This window comes from Acinetobacter bouvetii DSM 14964 = CIP 107468, from assembly GCF_000368865.1.
GTDB classification, from domain to species: Bacteria; Pseudomonadota; Gammaproteobacteria; order Pseudomonadales; family Moraxellaceae; genus Acinetobacter; species Acinetobacter bouvetii.
In genome coordinates this window covers 391,634-411,382 of sequence record NZ_KB849726.1, presented here as the reverse complement: position 1 = coordinate 411,382, position 19,749 = coordinate 391,634, and the positions used below count along the sequence as shown (strand labels likewise).

General features: G+C 43.8%; 15 protein-coding genes and 2 tRNA genes. 11 read left to right on the top strand and 6 right to left on the bottom strand.

The window, feature by feature from the left end; all coding sequences use genetic code 11:
- Positions 1–53: 53 nt before the first annotated feature.
- The 5 genes from lldD to F941_RS04845 all read right to left on the bottom strand — a co-directional run bounded on the left by lldD (position 54) and on the right by F941_RS04845 (position 5,668).
- Complete coding sequence (gene lldD / locus F941_RS04865; protein ID WP_005008476.1) at positions 54–1,208, bottom strand: FMN-dependent L-lactate dehydrogenase LldD; 1,155 nt, start codon at positions 1,206–1,208, stop codon at positions 54–56.
- Positions 1,209–1,211: 3 nt separating this feature from the next.
- Positions 1,212–1,955, bottom strand: coding sequence for a transcriptional regulator LldR (lldR, locus tag F941_RS04860; protein ID WP_005008474.1), 744 nt, complete (start codon positions 1,953–1,955; stop codon positions 1,212–1,214).
- Between the two features lie 61 nt (positions 1,956–2,016).
- Positions 2,017–3,687, bottom strand: a complete 1,671-nt coding sequence (lldP, locus tag F941_RS04855) for an L-lactate permease (RefSeq protein ID WP_018572443.1) — start codon at positions 3,685–3,687, stop codon at positions 2,017–2,019.
- A gap of 507 nt (positions 3,688–4,194) precedes the next feature.
- Positions 4,195–4,548, bottom strand: coding sequence for a hypothetical protein (locus tag F941_RS04850; protein ID WP_005008459.1), 354 nt, complete (start codon positions 4,546–4,548; stop codon positions 4,195–4,197).
- 202 nt (positions 4,549–4,750) lie between these two features.
- Positions 4,751–5,668, bottom strand: coding sequence for a DMT family transporter (locus tag F941_RS04845; protein ID WP_005008456.1), 918 nt, complete (start codon positions 5,666–5,668; stop codon positions 4,751–4,753).
- Positions 5,669–5,818: 150 nt separating this feature from the next.
- Between F941_RS04845 and F941_RS04840 the strand changes: the two genes are divergently transcribed.
- Together F941_RS04840 and argG are read left to right on the top strand one after the other, a co-directional pair.
- Positions 5,819–6,670, top strand: a complete 852-nt coding sequence (locus F941_RS04840) for a LysR family transcriptional regulator (protein ID WP_005008455.1) — start codon at positions 5,819–5,821, stop codon at positions 6,668–6,670.
- A 698-nt stretch (positions 6,671–7,368) separates the two neighbouring features.
- The gene (argG, locus tag F941_RS04830; protein WP_005008454.1) at positions 7,369–8,712 is read left to right on the top strand and encodes an argininosuccinate synthase; all 1,344 of its coding nucleotides are present in this window, start codon (positions 7,369–7,371) and stop codon (positions 8,710–8,712) included.
- Between the two features lie 162 nt (positions 8,713–8,874).
- On the opposite strand, the gene F941_RS04825 is transcribed toward argG, so the two are convergent.
- Positions 8,875–10,131, bottom strand: coding sequence for a diguanylate cyclase (locus F941_RS04825; RefSeq protein ID WP_005008453.1), 1,257 nt, complete (start codon positions 10,129–10,131; stop codon positions 8,875–8,877).
- 151 nt (positions 10,132–10,282) lie between these two features.
- Here F941_RS04825 and pyrC point away from each other — a divergent pair, with 151 nt between their 5' ends.
- The 9 genes from pyrC to F941_RS04785 all read left to right on the top strand — a co-directional run bounded on the left by pyrC (position 10,283) and on the right by F941_RS04785 (position 19,730).
- Positions 10,283–11,317, top strand: a complete 1,035-nt coding sequence (gene pyrC / locus F941_RS04820) for a dihydroorotase (RefSeq protein ID WP_005008452.1) — start codon at positions 10,283–10,285, stop codon at positions 11,315–11,317.
- Entirely contained in the window at positions 11,302–11,961 is a 660-nt protein-coding gene (gene rnt, locus F941_RS04815; RefSeq protein ID WP_035361767.1) for a ribonuclease T, read from the top strand. The genes pyrC and rnt overlap by 16 nt, the downstream gene beginning before the upstream one ends.
- A 270-nt stretch (positions 11,962–12,231) precedes the next feature.
- Positions 12,232–14,694 carry a TonB-dependent receptor plug domain-containing protein gene (locus tag F941_RS04810; RefSeq protein ID WP_228128308.1) on the top strand — a complete coding sequence of 821 codons (2,463 nt, stop codon included), beginning with the start codon at positions 12,232–12,234 and terminating at the stop codon, positions 14,692–14,694.
- 537 nt (positions 14,695–15,231) lie between these two features.
- The gene (locus F941_RS04805) at positions 15,232–16,665 is read left to right on the top strand and encodes an amino acid permease (protein WP_005008446.1); all 1,434 of its coding nucleotides are present in this window, start codon (positions 15,232–15,234) and stop codon (positions 16,663–16,665) included.
- An 88-nt stretch (positions 16,666–16,753) separates the two neighbouring features.
- Positions 16,754–16,945, top strand: a complete 192-nt coding sequence (locus tag F941_RS16185; protein ID WP_154649274.1) for a hypothetical protein — start codon at positions 16,754–16,756, stop codon at positions 16,943–16,945.
- A tRNA-Glu gene (locus F941_RS04800) sits at positions 16,923–16,998 on the top strand. The genes F941_RS16185 and F941_RS04800 overlap by 23 nt, the downstream gene beginning before the upstream one ends.
- A gap of 107 nt (positions 16,999–17,105) precedes the next feature.
- Positions 17,106–18,518 carry an amino acid permease gene (locus tag F941_RS04795; protein WP_005008445.1) on the top strand — a complete coding sequence of 471 codons (1,413 nt, stop codon included), beginning with the start codon at positions 17,106–17,108 and terminating at the stop codon, positions 18,516–18,518.
- A gap of 97 nt (positions 18,519–18,615) precedes the next feature.
- Complete coding sequence (locus F941_RS04790) at positions 18,616–19,521, top strand: hypothetical protein (protein ID WP_005008444.1); 906 nt, start codon at positions 18,616–18,618, stop codon at positions 19,519–19,521.
- Between the two features lie 133 nt (positions 19,522–19,654).
- Positions 19,655–19,730, top strand: a tRNA-Glu gene (locus tag F941_RS04785).
- Positions 19,731–19,749 lie beyond the last annotated feature (19 nt).

Below are 19,749 nucleotides of genomic sequence, written 5' to 3'. Positions count from 1 at the left end.
TCAAATAACATTTCCCACTTTTACAAAAGGGAGGGATTCACTATCAAAAGTAATTATTCAGCCAACTCTTTCTCTAACTTCACCAAACAATCAGACGTAATATCCGCAATGGTTTTCGCACCCGTCAATGTCATCGCCACACGCATTTCTTTATCAATCAAATCCAGCAGATTCGAAACGCCTTCACCGCCTGCAGCACCCAAAGCATAGACAAATGCGCGACCGAGCATACAGGTATCCGCACCCAATGCCAGCATGCGCACGACATCCAAACCATTGCGAATACCAGAGTCCGCAAGAATTTTAATATCGCCTTTCACAGCATCTGCAATTGGCGGCAAAGCGCGTGCAGAAGACAATACGCCATCCAGCTGACGGCCGCCATGGTTCGAAACCACAATGCCATCTGCACCGAAACGTACTGCATCTTTGGCATCTTCAGGATCAAGAATCCCTTTAATCACCATTGGGCCATCCCAGAACTCACGGATCCACTCAAGGTCTTTCCATGAAATCGATGGGTCAAAGTTATTGCCCAGCCAGCCGATATAGTCTTCAAGACCCGTTGGCTTGCCCAAGTATTTAGAAATATTACCCAAGTCATGCGGACGCCCCATCATGCCGACATTCCATGCCCAATGCGGATGGAAGCACGACTGCATATAACGGCGCATGGCCGCATTTGGACCACTCATGCCTGAGTGAGCATCACGGTAACGCGCGCCCGGTACAGGCATATCCACGGTGAAGACTAAGGTTGAACAGCCTGCAGCTTTGGCGCGTTCCAAAGCATTTTTCATAAAGCCGCGGTCACGCAACACATACAGCTGGAACCACATCGGACGGTTGATTGCAGGCGCAACTTCTTCAATTGGACAGACCGAAACAGTCGATAACGTAAAAGGAATGCCCTTCTTATCTGCTGCAACGGCGGCTTGCACTTCACCGCGGCGCGCATACATGCCTGTTAAACCCACAGGTGACAATGCCACAGGCATCGACAAGGTTTCATCAAACAGTTTGGTTTCTAAACTGAGCTGAGACATATCATTTAAAACACGCTGTCTTAACGCAATTTTTGATAAATCTTCTACATTGCGTTTTAAGGTGTATTCCGAATACGCTCCACCATCGATGTAATGGAATAAAAATGGCGGTAAACGACGTCGCGCGGCTTCACGGTAGTCATTTGCAGAAGAAATAATCATGTTTTATATCCTGTTCAATCGGCTTGCACGCTGACGACGGGCTTCTTCCTCATCAATCATCCGTACCTGCTGTACTACAAATTCGATATGTCCACAGACTGCAGCGCGTGCAGCCTCGGGATCACGACGTTCAATTGCATCCATCACCTGTAGGTGCTGATCACGCAACTGATCATAACGGCGGGCTTCGGTATAGACTTTACGACGCCCTAAAACGACATTAAATTGCAGCAAATCAAACAAGCTGCGCATCATCTGAATCAACACCAGATTATGAGACGCTTCTGCGATGGCCAGATGAAACTCTGCATCAGCCATCGAGGCTTGATCATCATCGCCCAAAACTTGAAAATGGCTAATCTGATCATAACAATAGCGGATTTTTTCAAGGTCTTGAGGCGTTGCCCGCTGTGCCGCATACCACGCTGTTCCACCTTCCAGAATCATCCGCGCTTCCTGCACATCAAAACGATAGGCAGGATCTTCATCGATCAGATTACTTAAAGGTTCGACAATTTGATTTTGCGACCAGTTTGCAGGCAATTGCTGCAAATAAGTCCCCGCCCCAACTTTGCTGACCAGCATGCCCGTACTGGTCAGTTGCGAAATGGCCTCTCTCAAAGAGGAACGGGATACACCGAGCTGCTCACACAGCTTACGTTCGGCAGGCAGACGGTCTCCGACTTGCATACTGTTTTTTTCAATCAGCATGCGCAGGTTTTGTACCACTTTGTCGGAGACTTTCATCTGCTTTCCTCAGTTTTGCATCAGGTCTGTGCAACCGCATGAGGATTCATGATTTGAAAAATCAAGGAATCATCCATGGGAACACATAGGCTTGTAATGTGATGATGATACCAATCATCACGGTAAATGAAATACTGTGTTTTACCGTAAAACGGAATAAATCAGACTCTTTACCCACTAAACCTACTGCTGCGCAGGCAATTGCAATTGACTGAGGAGAAATCATTTTTCCTGTGACACCGCCACTGGTATTGGCAGCTACAAGCAACACTTCAGGTACGCCAATTTGCTGTGCCGTGGTTGCCTGCAATGCACCAAACAACGCATTTGCAGAAGTATCTGAACCCGTCAAGAACACCCCTAGCCATCCCAAGAATGGAGAGAAGAATGTAAATGCCTGACCGGTATGCGCAAGCGCCAATGCAAGCGTTGCAGACATCCCTGAATAGTTCGCGATAAATGCAAAAGCCAACACCATGCCAATTGAATAAATTGGAATTTTCAATTCATTGACCGTTTCACCAAAAGTCACCATCGCGTCTTTCGGCTTCATTTTTAAATAAATGATGGTAATGATGGCCGCGAACATAATCGCAGTACCCGTTGCCGAGAACCAGTCAAACTTATAGATCGCATCGTAGTCCTTGATCTCAGGCACCACAGGCGGCATTTTTTGAATCATTTGATGCAAGAATGGCACTTTGATCGAAATCACCATGTCATGCAAAGCGCCATCTTTGGTGAATAAATCCTTAAACGGTTTTACGCTCCAGATCGTCACCATTGCCGTTAAGATGGCAAATGGCGACCATGCTTTGGCAATTTGACCAATGCTGTATTTTTTCGCTTTTTGCGCTGCAAGATTTTCATCAATCGATGCATCTTCGTCAGCAAAACGGAAGATATGTTTTGGCTGCCAGAATTTCAAAAGAATGGTCAATGAAATCAAGGATGCAATTGCCGCAGTAATATCCGGAAGTTCGGGACCGACAAAGTTAGACGTTAAGTATTGCGCCAATGCGAAAGAACCGCCGCCCACAATCACCGCAGGCCAAGTCTCTTTCACGCCGCGCCAGCCGTCCATGATCGCCATGATCCAGAACAGCACGATGATGACCATAAACGGCAATTGGCGGCCGACCATCTGACTGATTTCCATGGTTTCAACACCTGAAACCTGACCCGCCACGATAATAGGAATACCCATCGCGCCAAAGGCAACAGGCGCAGTATTCACAATCAAACATAGACCCGCAGCATAAAGCGGTTTAAAGCCTAAACCGACTAAAAGCGCAGCTGTAATCGCCACAGGCGCGCCAAAGCCCGCCGCGCCTTCAAGGAAAGTACCAAATGCAAAACCAACGAATAGCATTTGCAGACGCTGATCTTCAGTGATGGACAGGATTGAAGAACGAATAATATCGAACTGCCCTGTTTTCACAGACACTTTATACAGAAATACTGCACCGATAATGATCCAGGCAATCGGCCAGAGACCATAAAAGAATCCGTAAATCATTGAAGCGAATGCCATCGGCGCAGGCATTTGATAGCCAAATAAAGCCACCAATAATGCAAGCACGACAGTTATCGTGCCGGCAACGCTTCCCTTCATGCGGAACACAGCAAGCGCTAAAAAGAAAAAGATAATTGGAATGAGCGCGATGGCACTGGAAACCCAGATATTCCCCATCGGATCATAAATCTGTTGCCACTGTTGAAGCATTGTCATCTCCTTGAAATGCTTTCAGGAAAATTAAAAGAGATCTGATCAAACACTTATTTCTCAATAATTGGTAAGACCAATATTCAATTAAATAAAAAATATATCACCACAAGCAAGAATATCGTACTTTTTGTTGAATTAAAGATCAATTATTAATTTAATGATTTAAAATTGGTCATACCAATATTGTTCTTAAAAACGGAATTCTATCTTTGGTTTTAAGGCGGAGGGTACTCAGATCAAATTATTTAAATCTTTAATTTTTAATATTTTTCATTGAACCAGAAAATTTCGGCCCTGCTCACATTATACTTTAGTCTAAAACAAAGATTTGGGAGGCTGTTCTTGTAAACCCGCCGCCTCAATAGATCGCCATTTATACATCAGGCTTGAAGCCATCTAGCTCCCCCGCATATTGAAAATATGAATATTCTATTGATAGCTTATTTTTAAACGCTTTAGCCTCTGACTGAATGAGCACATCCATTCAGATAAAAAGCAGGTTTTTTACTGTTACTTTTCCCATTGCTTTGCTGTTGCTTTCCACAGTGAAAACAGTCCCAGCACTGTTCCAACGGGAAAGCTCAGCAGCATAAGAACAGCCATCACCCGTGACAAAATCAGCCCTTCATTATTCCCCTTTTTAACTTGAATGCAGGCCAAAACATTAAAGCCAAACATCAGCAGCATCAGCACAGTTAATACCGCCAATTCAATCATAGGCATCGTGCTTTGCTGATATTCCAAATACCAGACTATAGCCAATGCGCAAAAAAGCAGCCCTGCATAGATGCCATGCACCAAGCTTAAGGTTTCGTTCTTGCTTTTTGGATGCGGATATAAGGGCGGTAAATTATTCATTGCCATAACAGGTATCCCCCTATGAGATGTGTTTTTCACTGAACATTTTTTCAGCATTCGATTATTTTCCATCCCAATGAATCGAAATAATCAAAAATGTTTTTTTCCAGAACAATACTTCAAAAATTTTATTCATTTTTTGAATCTGCGGAAGTTGCCAATACAAATATATCAGCAACTTATCGCTTTAATATGAACGCATTGCTATTTAATGCCGATTTTCCATCACAGCGTGCCGAATATTCTGTTTTGATGCAAAATTCAATGAACTGAAAATAATGCCGGAACAAATAAAAGCGGCTCCAATGAGAATGTTGATTGTGATCGGTTCATGCCACAGCACATGCCCAAAAAACAAACTCAGTATTGGAATGCACATCACTGAAATTGAAGCGACAAAAGTATCGACCTGGCTCACAATCCAATTCCAGAGCGCAAAAGCAAAACCGGTCCCAATCACCGCAATATAAAACAGAATCGAGTCATTCAGCGGATTGAGCCACACCTTAAAATCGACGGGTTCAAATGCCAAAGCGCCCATTAAAATAATGAAACCGCCAATCAGCATTTGCCAAATCGTCAACTTCATTTTGTCATAGGCTGCAAAATTCTTTTTGACGTAAACCGTCGTCATGGCCCAAAAAAATCCTGACAGAATCAAAAAGCCTTGGCCAATTAAGGCTAAATTCAAATGCATGTGGTGCAGCTGCGGCCATAGAATGGCAGCTAAGCCCAATGTCCCGCACAGCAGTCCAATGATTTTTTGCGTATTTAAGCGCTCTTTCAAAATATAGTGCGCCAAGACGCCAATAAAAATCGGCATGGTAAATACCAGAACTGCGGATAAACCGGAATCTACAAATTGCATGGCAAATATCTGTGTCGCATAGAAACCGATGCAGATCATCAAACTAGAAACAATCAGCTGTTTCCATTCCCCTTGTGCAGGCAGCACAGACTTTTTCAGCAGCAGCTGTACAGCAATCAGCGTCAATGCAGCCAAAATCAAACGCATTGAAATAAACAGAAACGGCGGAAAAATTTGCAGGCTGTGCTTGACCAATCCCCATAAAGATCCCCAGACCAGACAGAGCAAGGCAATGGCACTCACAACTTTAATATTCATTTGCTGCACTCAACAGATGGAAAGTTCCAGCAGTGTAAATAATAAATGACATCATGAATAATGTTATGTTTTAATCTATACATCATTTTTTTTGATGTCTTGGGTGAGTCATTGGTGATCCCTGCCTGGACCGATACTTGAGGATGCAAAATGAATATCGATATGAGTGATATCAAATCATTTGTTACTGTAGCAGAGCTTAAAAGCATTACTGCTGCCGCGCACAAGCTTAATTATTTGCAATCCAATATGACGGCTAAAATCAAAAAAATTGAAAATCACTATGACCGTCAGCTTTTTATTCGCAAGCCTAAAGGTGTAGAACTGACTGAGTCAGGCATCAATCTTTATCAGCAATACAAAAAAATGATGTTCACTTGGGAAGAGACTGAAAATAAAATTTATCAGCAAGAAAAATACTTACGCTTTGGCACCAATACCAGCTTAGGCGGCATGCGTTTTTACCCCTCTTTTAGCCAGCTTTATGAAACTTATCCTGATCTCTCAATCACCATGAAAACAGGAGCGACAGGCTTTATTGAAGATGAAATAGTGCAGGGAAATTTGGATATTGCGTATGTACTGGGGCATCCAAAGCAGAAAAATCTGCAGTACATTCATAAAGCGGATGACCATCTGGTGCTGATTGGGAAAAATGTCATTAACCATGACAACGTTGCCGACTGCATTCATCAGCAAAATGTTCTTTTAGCTTCGGAACAATGCTGCTATTCCACAACCTTGGATCAAATTTGTGTTGATTATCAGATTAAAAAAGGCGAAACGACACATATTTTTGACCATGAAGCGCTGATTCAATTTACTCAGCTTGGCATGGGCATTTCTATGATTGCCAAATCACTGATCGAGAAATTTAACATTCAATATTATATGGAAGTGCCTGAACAATACCGCAATATCGGTTTATATTTGATCGCACGGAATGATCATGTATTTACGCCCATTGAGAAGCAGTTTGTGGGATTGAATGATCAGCTGTGAGGGCGGATTGCTGTATTTGTTTCTTTCGAATAAACAGTGTTCCTGTTGGAAATGCCGCGAGCAATCATAGCGATCAAAAAGCAAATAAATATATATCGTGCTGATTTGAGTTCCATCTGTACTTGCTGTGCGGCATATGCTTGAAGCGCCGTTTGAATTATTCGTACGATAAAATATTCCAAAGCGGCACATGGTTGACTGTCATCAAATGATGCTGAAAAATCCAATATCAATCATATCAGCAATGAATAAGCAGGCCGCTGCATAATGCATTGATAACAGGCCGACATTGAGTTTTTGCGATTGGATGATTGGCCAAGCTGATTTTGGACGATTCCTATTGTTATTGCCTCTTTTTTTATTTTTCCTCTGAGCGCGTATACAGCCGAATTCGCCGGCTTTATATCCTGCATTGAGCTGCCCGCCGCACCTGCATCCCCTGCATTAGGCCCAGCCCAATAAATGCGGTCTAATTTTTTATAAATACCGCATTTAATGCTGCGTATATAAGCTAATTTTACTGCACTGCATCTGTTTCGTTCTATTTCTTCGATAAAATCTATTCTTCACATTGTTTTTTTGCCTATTCCGAATTTTTTCAGAAAAAAAATGCGCCAAAAAGTGATATCATTGAAGAAATATATATTCTCTCGGGCCACCCTTTTCAGGTGCCTATTTTAATATCGTTAGGATTAACAATGACTGATAATGCAACTATCTTGCAGAATGTCCCTGTTGGCAAAAAAGTTGGTATTGCCTTCTCTGGTGGTCTAGATACTTCAGCTGCTCTTTTGTGGATGAAACAAAAAGGCGCAGAACCTTATGCTTATACAGCAAACTTGGGGCAGCCTGATGAAGACGACTACGATGCGATTCCACGTAAAGCGGAAGCGTATGGCGCAGTAAAAGCACGCTTAGTTGATTGTCGTTTGCCGCTTGCTCTTGAAGGTATTGCGGCGATTCAATGCGGCGCGTTCCACATTTCTACTGGCGGCGTGCCGTATTTCAACACAACGCCATTAGGCCGTGCAGTTACAGGCACAATGCTTGTTACCGCAATGAAAGAAGATGACGTTAACATTTGGGGTGACGGCTCTACTTACAAAGGCAACGACATTGAGCGTTTCTACCGCTACGGCCTATTAACCAACCCTGCGCTTAAAATTTATAAGCCTTGGCTAGACCAAACGTTTATTGACGAATTAGGCGGCCGTGCAGAAATGTCACAGTTCCTGATCGACAATGGCTTTGACTACAAAATGTCAAAAGAAAAAGCATATTCGACTGACTCGAACATGCTGGGCGCGACCCACGAAGCAAAAGATCTTGAGTACCTCAATGCAGGCATCAAAATTGTTGACCCAATCATGGGCGTTGCATTCTGGAAAGATGACGTAGAAGTTAAAGCTGAAGAAGTCTCTGTGACTTTTGAAGAAGGCTTCCCTGTTGCCTTGAACGGCAAACGCATCGAAGATCCTGTTGAATTCATTCTTGAAGCCAACCGTATCGGCGGCCGTCACGGTCTGGGCATGTCGGATCAAATCGAAAACCGCATTATTGAAGCAAAATCCCGCGGCATCTACGAAGCACCGGGCATGGCGCTCCTTCACATCGCTTACGAGCGTCTTGTGACTGGCATTCACAACGAAGATACCATTGAACAGTACCGCATCAACGGTTTGCGTTTAGGCCGTCTTCTTTACCAAGGCCGCTGGTTCGACTCTCAAGCGCTGATGCTGCGTGAAACTGCGCAGCGCTGGGTTGCGAAAGCGGTCACAGGTACGGTGACTTTAGAACTTCGCCGCGGCAATGACTACACCATCATGAACACTGAATCTCCTAACCTCACTTATGAAGCTGAGCGTTTGACAATGGAGAAAGGTGATTCTATGTTTAGTCCAGCTGACCGTATCGGTCAATTGACGATGCGCAACTTAGACATCACTGATACCCGCGCAAAACTAGGCATCTACACTGGCGCTGGCTTGCTTGCTGTTGGTACGGGTTCAGCAGTTCCGCAATTGAAAGATAAAAACAAATAATTATTTGTTTGCCAATAAAAAACCGCTCACATGAGCGGTTTTTTTATTGGCAGCAGAATTTCAGCAATATCTGCTGCTATCCGCCCGATTTGAACCTCTGCCTAAACCGCTGCAAACATTATCGGCAGCATCAATGCTGAGAATGAAAAGCTGAAAGCCTAATTAAGCCACTTGCGCAGAGCGGATAGATTGATAATAGATTTGGTTACGGCCAAGCTGCTTAGCGCGGTACAGCGCTTGATCGGCGATAGACAGCAAATCCTCTTTCGACAGCTCTTCTCCGCGGAACACCGTAATGCCTAGGCTGATCGTAACATGGCTGGACACGGTGGATTTTGCATGCGGAATTTCCAAACGGTCAATGGCTTTATAAATATTAGACGCAACGGCATAAGCGCCATGCGCGTCAGTTTCAGGCAAGAGCACCACAAATTCCTCACCGCCATAACGCGCAACAAAATCCATATGCCGGATCGCATTTTTAACGGTCTTGGCGATGGATGAAATCACATCATCGCCCTTTTGATGCCCATAAAAATCATTGTAGTTTTTAAAGTGGTCAACATCGATAAATAGAATAGATAAGGCGCTTTCATCCCGCTTGGCCTGTTCATAACAGGTATCCAGCATTTCATCAAAGGTCCGGCGGTTGGAGATTTTAGTCAGTTCATCATGCTGGCTTAAGTGCAGCAGCTCGGTGGTGTGTATGCGGTGAATTTTCTCACTGATATCCGCCCGCAGCATGCTGAGGAAAATCATCCGTTCCCGCGCGCAAAGCATTTTGCTGATGACAAAGCCCAGCACGCAGCTGCCGATCAGCACCCGCCCCATCACCATGGCATCAAACTTCACATACAGGGAAAACAGCATCATCATCGTAACCATTGCCGCCATCAGGCCTGTCATCAGCATATGCGCAGGCTTCACGCCCGTCAAAATATAGCCCAAGATGTAAATCATGCAGATGATCATCATGGCTTGATGCTTTAAAGCCGGCGTATAAACGGTCATGGTCAGCCACGACATAGAAATCACGGCCCAAAAGACTAAAACCATGGAGGCATGCGGGAAATAATGATTCAATTTTTTATAATGGGCAAATACATAGAGCAGCCCCAGACACAAAGCGCCATTCACCAATCCCGCCAAACAGCGAACAAAATCATGGCTGAAATACGCTTTTTCAATGATCCAGTAATCCCCAGGAATCATCAGCAAAGTCAAAATAAAATAGGTTAATACCCCGATCCAGACGTATTGATTAATATTGTCGCGGGCGCGGTCTAAATTTGTAATCCAAAATTGAGTTTCCAGTTTTTTAGGAAAAACCTGTCCGACACGGCGGCTTTGGCGTGCAATCAATTCTTCTAATTTTTCTTTATCATATTGCAATTTTGCAAGATTGTACTTGTATTCCATTGCCACGATTTATTTAATTATTTTAGTGCCCTTAAAATAACACAATTTTTTCAAATTATTTAGATCACACACGCCATTTGTCTTTAAAACGCGTTACCATTTTCACACTTTTTGCATTATTATCTATTTTATTTCCAAGTTTGAAATCGCCTTGAACTCGATTACTATTCTTCAGCCAGATGACTGGCATGCCCACCTTCGTGACGGCTTAGCCTTAAAACGCACGGTTCCAGATTTAGCCAAACAGTTTGCGCGCGCGATTTGCATGCCAAACTTAGTCCCGCCTGTAAAAACTGTTGAAGAAGCAAATGCTTATCGTGAACGCATTATGGCGCATGTGCCTGAAGGCGTAAATTTTGATCCGCGCATGGTGCTGTATTTCACCAATAATACTGCGCCAAGTGAAGTGCTGAAAATCAAGCAGTCTGAACACGTCAACGCAATCAAGCTTTATCCTGCCGGCGCAACCACGAACTCTGACAGCGGCGTCAGTGACATCAGTAAAGTTTATGGCGTCATTGAGCAAATGGAAGAGCACCAAGTGCCGCTTTTGCTGCACGGTGAAGTTACACATAACCATGTCGATATTTTTGACCGTGAAAAGCGCTTTTTGGATGAAGTGCTGTCTCCGCTTTTAAAGCAGTTTCCTAAACTGAAATTGGTGCTGGAGCACATTACCACCAGCGAAGCTGCGCATTTTGTTTTGGAGCATGACCGCAATGTGGCTGCCACCATTACACCGCAGCACTTATTGTTTAACCGCAATGACATGCTGGTGGGCGGCGTTAAACCGCATTTTTACTGCCTGCCGATTTTAAAGCGCCAAACGCATCAGCAAACCCTGCTTGAAGTCGCTACCAGCGGCAGCCCTAAATTTTTCTTAGGGACTGACAGCGCGCCGCACTCAAAAAATGCTAAAGAAAATGCATGCGGCTGCGCAGGGTGCTATAGTGCGCCTAACGCAATTGAGCTGTATGCTCAAGCATTTGATCAAGTCGGAAAAATTGAACGCCTGGAAGGTTTTGCCAGCCATTTTGGCGCAGACTTCTATGGCCTGCCGCGCAATACCAATACCATTACTTTGGTAAAAGAAGATCAAGTGATTCCTGAAAGTTTAGACTATTTGGATGGTGAACAGATTATTCCGCTGCATGCGGGTAAAACCATTCAATGGAGAAAAGTGTGACAGATGAAACTCTACCAGTAATTGGTCAGCGTTTCCGTGGATTCCTGCCTGTCGTTGTTGATGTTGAAACCGCAGGCTTTAATTCACAGACCGATGCATTATTGGAAATTGCAGCCATACCGATTGTGTATGATGCAGAAGGAAAATTTGTGCCGGGCGAAGCGCACCATGCGCATATTAACCCATTTGAAGGCGCAAACTTAGACCGCAGATCTTTGGACTTTATTGGCGTAGACCCGTTTAATCCAATGCGTATGGCCATGGCTGAAGATGAAAAGTCTGCATTGAAACGCATTTTTAAATCAGTCAATGAAGTCCGCCGCCAGCAAGGCTGCACACATGCCATTTTAGTGGGCCACAATGCGCATTTTGATTTAGGCTTTGTACAGGCAGCCATTGCCCGTACAGGAACCAAAAATCAGAACCCGTTCCACAGTTTTTCTGTTTTTGACACTGTCACCTTAAGCGCTGTAGTTTTTGGCCAAACGGTTTTAGCTAAATCCTGCATTCAGGCTGGCATTGAATTTGACGGCAAAGAAGCGCATTCTGCATTGTATGACACACAGAAAACAGCTGAATTATTCTGCTTTATATTGAACAAGCTTGGCCCAAGTTTGTTAGATATCCTAAGCGCTGAAAAATAATTGCAGCTCTCCCCCCGCTGGCTTAAAATTTCAATCTGGCAACATGCCTAATATGTTCAAATTTTAAGCCAGCGGGGCTTTTTTGACCTTATAAAAACCTCGATTAATCGTTTTTTCTTCTCAATAAAATCGTTTTTTTGTATTAAAAATAAGTCTCATTTGTATTGATTAATATAACATTGTTAATGATAATCGATCGCATTACTATTTATATCCACTTTACCCTCTATGCGATTTGCCCACTCTCCGCTTGCTCTGGCTATTTTTTCTGTGCTTTGCCCTATCGCATATGCAAATGATGCCGAAAATGCAGCCGTACAGCCCGAAGTGAAATTAAATACCATTATCGTAGAAGCAGAAAAGGCAAATGAAGTCGGGCAAACCACTTACAGTAAAGAAGATTTAGAAAAAACGCCGAATACACAGAAAACTATTTCCGAATTTTTAAAAGTTAATCCGAATATTCAATTTTCGAATAAAAACAACAATGCAGCGAGCCAAGCTGAAATCAACGCAGCGGATATGTCTATCCATGGCGCCCTGCCTTATAACAATAGCTTTCTATTAAATGGCATGAGCTTCAACAATGATATCAATCCATATTCAGGAACAAGTTCACTCAACAACATATCTGATTTAGATGGAACATCTCAAGCTGTTACGATCAACACAGATTTATTATGCAATTTGGAAGTCTTAGACAGCAATGTCAGCGCGAAATACGGTAAATTTACAGGAGGCGTCATTAGCGCAACAACATGCGCCCCTAAAACAGTAGTGGGCGAAATTCACGGTTCAGTGAATTATGATTACACCAATTCAAACTGGAACCGCTTCAATTATATCGATACAGATGAAGAAGCCGAATTTAATGATCCAACTAAAGCCAATGCCCAAAAAAATTATACCAAGCAAGGTTTCAGTCTATACACGTATGGCCGCCTTACGGAAGACTTCGGTTTAAACTTTGGGCTTAGCCAAAGAACTGCAGACATTAAAGCGGCATCACAGCTTAAAGATGGCCGCCCTTATAATGAAGAACGTGAAGTTGATAATGCTTCATTAGACATGTTTTATGATCCAAGCGAAGATCTTTCGTTTAAATTAGGACTTCAGCATGCCAATGATCAGAAGCTCCGATTTGTATCAAATGCGCTGTCTGATGGAATTCATCAATCCTCTGACAGCAATGCAATTAATTTAAACATAGACAAAAAATTTAATGGTGTGACCTTAAAGCAAAATCTCAGTTATCAAGAAAAACAAAATGACAGAGTCAGCAGCTCAAATGATCAGTATTCATGGTTAACGTCAGAAGATAAAAATTGGGGGACATCAACCACAGCGACTGAAGGTGTATCTGGAACCATTTTAAGCAAACAAAAGACCTTAGAATACAATACTCATGCCGAGTTTAATCCGCTGCAATTTCTAAATACAGCACATCAATTCAATATCGGCGCAGGATTCAGCCATAACGAAGCGCAGTGGCAGAGACCAAATGATTTTACTGCTTATTTTGTACCATCAAAATTTGGCACGGACTGTATTAAAAATGACGGAACAGTTGCAGATGCATGTGATCCGAGCTATATCCCAAGCAAAGGAACCTCTGGACAATACAGCATTAAAAAGACGGTGCATACCAGCGGACAGTTAGATGTACAGCAGGATTCTTGGTTTGCCTATGCTGAAGACCGAGTCAATTGGAAGAATACGCTGGAAGCAGTAATCGGCTTACGCTATGACTACGACAGCTTAAGCAAGAATCATAATTTGGCGCCACGAACTGCATTTCACTATATGCCGTTCGCAGATCAGCGTTTAAAACTGAGCACAGGATGGAGCCGCTATTATGACCGCTACTTATTTAATTTTGACCTACAGGATGGCATCAACTCGCTAAAGCAGAACTATACCCGTACAAATATTAATAGCGATTGGATCTCAAGCGCAAATACCTCATCCATTAATGTCAAACGCAGTGACCTCAATTTGCCATATGCAGATGAGTGGCTTATCGGTTTAAGTGCTGAGCTCAATAACTTGCGCATGCAAATGAAATATGTCAACCGCCAATATAAAGATCAGTATTATTTAGCCCGTCCAGACGCCACTGATTTATGGACGCGCATTTATACCAATAACAAAGAATATAATTCTGAGGATATTACTTTTACCTTAGGCAATATCGCGCCTATAGAGGCACTCAATGCCAAGCATCGTGTTAATTTTGCATTCAACTATACAGATACTCAGCGAGACTATAATGATGCTGATGAAGTTGAGTTAAAAGAATATTCACATGTTTTATATAACGGAAAAATTACCGCGACTAATGATATTCCTGCAAGCGACTACAATGTCCCAATCACTGCCCGATTGAGCTGGGATTTCACACCAAATAGGCTTGAAGGTCTGAATATCAGTAACTTTTTAGTTTATAAGCCGCGCCATAATGGCTTGATCAAAAGCAGCATCCCAACTAAAGATCAAATTCAGTATAATGATTTACCTATTATCTATAGTTATGATGATACGGACGTTCCAAGTGTGGTGCGTTGGGATATGCGCGCAAGCTATACTCATAAATTTTCTAAAGATTACAGCGGCATGTTCGGGCTCACCATGAATAATGTCACCAATCGGCATAATAAATACCTAGACAATGACTATTATTTAAAATCTGAAATCGGACGCCAAATTGTTGCCGATGTTACTTTTAAGTTCTAGTGGCCTCAAACAAAACTCAAAAGCGCTCCAGCGCTTTTAAGTTTTCTCAAACAGACAGCGCACTATTGCAAAGCCTATCCTGATCATCGTACTGTCTGTTTTCCTCTCGGATACATGCAGCTCCCCCCCTTTACTGACTTATATTCAAGGCCTTTAAAAATTAGTCTGCCTGCAACAAAATAAAATGAAGCAAAAACATCACCGTGTGTTTATTCTTCGGCATTTTCGCTATACTGAGCGGGCTTTTTTCAATCTCCCCCCCATATTTATGCTGAAAAATATCCTGCTGGTTTTACTTATTTTATTTCCTGCCGCGCTATATATTTATATGATCAGCCGGGATGACGGCACCAAACCGGCAGAACAAAAACAGTCATCCTCCGAACAGCATTCAGCTATTCAGCCAAAATCTTAATCCGAATATTTATATCTATTTTATTGATAGTCAAATATAAATTATAAGAAAAAACCGATTTATGTGATTTTTCATATAACGAACCTATAAAATATGTTTTTAAAAACTTTTGTTTTCAATCTATGCAATCTCCCTCTCAGCCTTCGCAGCAATCCTCTGCGGAAGGGACTACGCCGTCTTTAAAACGCGCAATGACCACGCGTCATCTCATTATGCTTTCCTTAGGCGGCGCCATTGGCACTGGCCTGTTCATGGGTTCTGGTGAGGTTATTTCCCAAGCAGGCCCATTAGGGGCAGTTCTTGCTTATATTATTGGAGGCATCATTGCCTATATGGTCATGCTTTGCCTCGGTGAGCTTGCCGTACATTTACCGGTATCCGGATCATTCGGGGCATTTGCGACCAACTACATTGGCCCAGGAACGGGCTATATGGTCTCTTGGATGTACTGGCTCGGCTGGTCTGCCACTTTAGGCACAGAATTTACCGCAGCCGCCATACTGGTGCAGGAGTGGTTTCCGCAAACTTCTATCTGGCTATGGACCCTGATTTTCGCTGCGGGCGTGCTGCTGTCCAACCTCAGCTCCACACGCACCTTTGCCGAGTCTGAATTCTGGCTGTCTTTTATTAAAGTGGCGACGGTGCTGATATTTATCGGGCTTGGCTTTGCCTGCATTTTTGGCCTGATTCCTTTTGAAGGCTATACCTCTGCCCCGCTGTTCAGCAATTTGACAGAACATGGCTGGCTGCCAAATGGCTTGTTCCCGCTTTTTGCAACCTTGCTGATCGTAAACTTTGCTTTTAACGGGACAGAAATGATTGGGATTGCGGCGGGCGAAACCGAAAACCCAGAAAAAAATGTGCCCAAAGCCATTCATGCGGCCGTATGGCGCTTGATGATTTTCTTTGTCGGCACCATTATCGTCATCAGTTCTTTGCTGACCTATACCGATGCGGGCTTAAATGTCGGCGGTCACGGCGGACTCAGCAGCAGCCCATTCGTTTCAGTTTTCAACTTGATGGGCATTCCCTATGCAGAAGACATGATCCGTTTTGTGATCATTACCGCCTTATTGTCTACCGCAAACTCAGGCTTATATGCCGCATCCCGCATGATGTGGGCACTGTCTGCACAAAATCATCTGCCGCGCGTATTTGCCAAAGTGAATAAATCAGGCGTTCCTGTGGTTGCCATTTGGGTCACCATGATTGGCGGTTTGCCCGGCTTGCTGTCTGAACAGTTTGGCGCAGATGTAATCTTTAAAAACCTGATGGGCGTGGCTGCGTTTACCATGGTGATTGTCTGGATGAGCATTTGCTGGAGCCAATTCAACTTCCGCCGCCAATGGCTGAAGCAAGGCCATACTGTCAGTGAGTTGAAATTTAGAACACCTTGGTTCCCGCTGGTGCCGATATTGGGCTTTATCTGCTGTACGGCCACAGGCTTAAGCATGGCCGCCGACCCTGAAATGCTGTCTGGCTTTATCGGCTGTCTGCTGTTTATGGCGGCATGCTATGCCAGCTATTACTGGCTGTATCACAATAAAAATCAATAACAGTCCTATTTTTTAATCAAAAATTTTTGATGAATTTGACTTTGAACAAAGCGCAGCGGCACCGCTGCGCTTTGTTATTCAGCCCGCCATGATGGATGGCAAGATTGACGGCCCTTTAAAAACGCCGCGCCTTTCAATTGCTCACCTCAAAACAAATCTCTCATTTTTTAATCAAACAATTCAATATTTTAAAAATAATGCCTTCTCAGGTTTGACAGCTTTTTTAAAAATCCCTAATATAGCCATCACCTCGCAACGTCCCTATCGTCTAGAGGCCTAGGACATCGCCCTTTCACGGCGGTAACCGGGGTTCGAATCCCCGTAGGGACGCCATCTATCTTTTTATAGACTATCTTTTATCAAATAATTAAAAGCTGATTGCACTCTCACTATTTTTCTCTACAATAGCCCGCTTCCTACTATTTTCTTAATGACATTTTATGCACTCATCTCCGAATGATGCTCTGCATCAGGGCAATTCTGCGCCGTTAAAACGCGCTATGAGTACTCGGCATCTGGTCATGATTTCGCTTGGCGGCGCAATCGGCACAGGCCTGTTTTTAGGGTCGGGTGAAGTCATTGCACAAACGGGGCCTGTCGGTGCCATCATTTCATATTTTTTGGGCGGCATTATCGCCTATATGGTTATGCTGTGCTTAGGCGAACTTGCCGTTCATATTCCTGAGTCCGGCTCATTTGGCGCCTATGCCAAACGCTATATCGGGCCAGGTACAGGCTATACCATTACCTGGCTGTACTGGCTGACCTGGTCAGTGACATTAGGCACAGAGTTTACGGCAGCCGCATTACTGATGCAGGAATGGTTCCCTGACAGTTCTATGTGGATGTGGACCCTGTTTTTTGGCGTTTTTGTATTCAGCCTGAATATGATTTCAACCAGATGGTTCGCTGAATCTGAGTTTTGGCTGGCTTTAGTCAAAGTGATTACGGTCGTTGCTTTTATTGTGTTGGGTTTACTCGCCATCTTTGGCGTGATTGGCTACAGAGGCTATGAAGCTGCGCCTTTATTTAGCAACTTAACGGCCCAAGGCTGGTTCCCGGAAGGTTTATTCCCTATCTTTACCACCATGCTGATCGTTAACTTTGCATTTTCAGGTACAGAGCTGATTGGTGTAGCTGCGGGTGAAACCAAAGATCCAGCGAAGAATGTGCCGAAAGCGATCAATACCGCGATTTTCCGCTTACTGATTTTCTTTGTGGGCACCATCTTAGTTGTGACTTCACTCCTTCCGCATCAGGAAGCAGGTTTAGCGGCTGAAGGCGTCAGCAGCAGTCCATTTGTTACGGTATTCCAGCATATTGGCATTCCTTATGCTGAAGACATTATCCGTTTTGTGATTATCACTGCGTTATTGTCTGCTGCGAATTCAGGCCTGTTTGCCGCATCCCGCATGATGTGGTCGCTGTCTTATCAAAAGCAGCTGCCAGCGGTGTTCTCTAAAGTCAATGCGCGTGGTGTTCCTTATGTGGCTGTCATCGTCACCATGATTGGCGGCATGCCGGGCTTATTGTCTGAGCAGTTTGCACCCGAAACAATTTTCACGAATTTACTGGGGATTGCGGCATTTACCATGGTGGTTGTATGGATGAGTATCTGTTTATGCCAATTCAACTTCCGCCGTCAATGGTATAAAGACGGACATACCAAAGCAGAATTGGGCTTTGCTGCCCCGCTGTTCCCGATTGTGCCGATTCTGGGCTTTATCTTCTGTTTCATTACCTGCATCAGCATGGTATTTGATCCATCACTGCGCATCAGCTTCTTTGGCTGTTTAGCATTTATTGCGGTCTGCTACGCCAGCTATTATGCGTTCTACCATAATAAATCCTAAACATCAGGCTTTTCAGTATAAATAAAAAAAGAGCAGCTCCAGCTGCTCTTTTTTTATTTATACTGTTTTGACAAAGGACATCTTTCTAGGTGCGTCTATGAATATTATTTTAATTCATGGAATGAACCAGCAAAATCAAACAGCTGAATCACTGCGTCAGCGCTGGTTAGGAATTTTCAAAAGCGGGCTGCATCATTGCCAGCAAGATGCCTATTATCCTTATTTAAAGCAGCACATCCGCATGCCCTTCTATGGAGACCTGCTTTCAAGGCACCATCTGCAAAATACATTAAACGCCGGCACATTGATGCCGCAGCATTGGCCGCATTTTCCATTTGTTCATACTGTTCCACTGCAGCCCAGCCCTCAGGCAGCGCATGAACACTCGCCCGAAATTTGCAACAATCCGCAGTTAAATGTCGAAGATGCGCTGAATTCCAATCCTAAAATAAAATGGATGGCCGCATTAAGCCGGGATTTGGCCCTGCGCGACTTTGCCCTGATCATTAATCATTTTCCTGACCTGCATGCCAGCCTGCTGCATAAATTTCTAGTCGAAACCTATCTCTACTTATCCAATCCGCACTTCATCCACGCTGTTCATGCACGGATTCATGAACAGCTGCACACAGCAAAACCGCAAATGATCATTGCGCATTCATTGGGCACCGTCATTGCCTACAATTTTATGATCCAGCACCCTGAACTGAACATTCAGAGATTTATCACGCTTGGCTCGCCGCTCGCATTCCGCGTCATACAGTCTCATCTTCCGCAGCCCATCCAAAGGCCGCCTTCTCTCGCAGGCGACTGGATCAACTTTTACTCTGCGGATGATTTCCTCACCGCCTTTCCCCTCTCGGAATCGCCCTTTAAATTTAAGCCGGCAATTATCAACCACGAAATTCGGACACAGCTTGAACATCCGCATGACATTGGCGGTTATCTGCAGCATCCGCTTGCGGTCGCGGCATTGCTGGAAATGCTCAAAAAAACGCCTTAAACGATGTATTTTTCAAGCTTTTTTTCAGATATTGTTTTAAATTTATGCACTCGGTACAGAAATCTGAAATTATTTGTGGAAAAGCGTTTGACACCCCCCGGTTTTCACCCTAATATACGCCCACCTCTGAAACGTCCCTATCGTCTAGAGGCCTAGGACATCGCCCTTTCACGGCGGTAACCGGGGTTCGAATCCCCGTAGGGACGCCAATTTCAGAAGTACATTTTA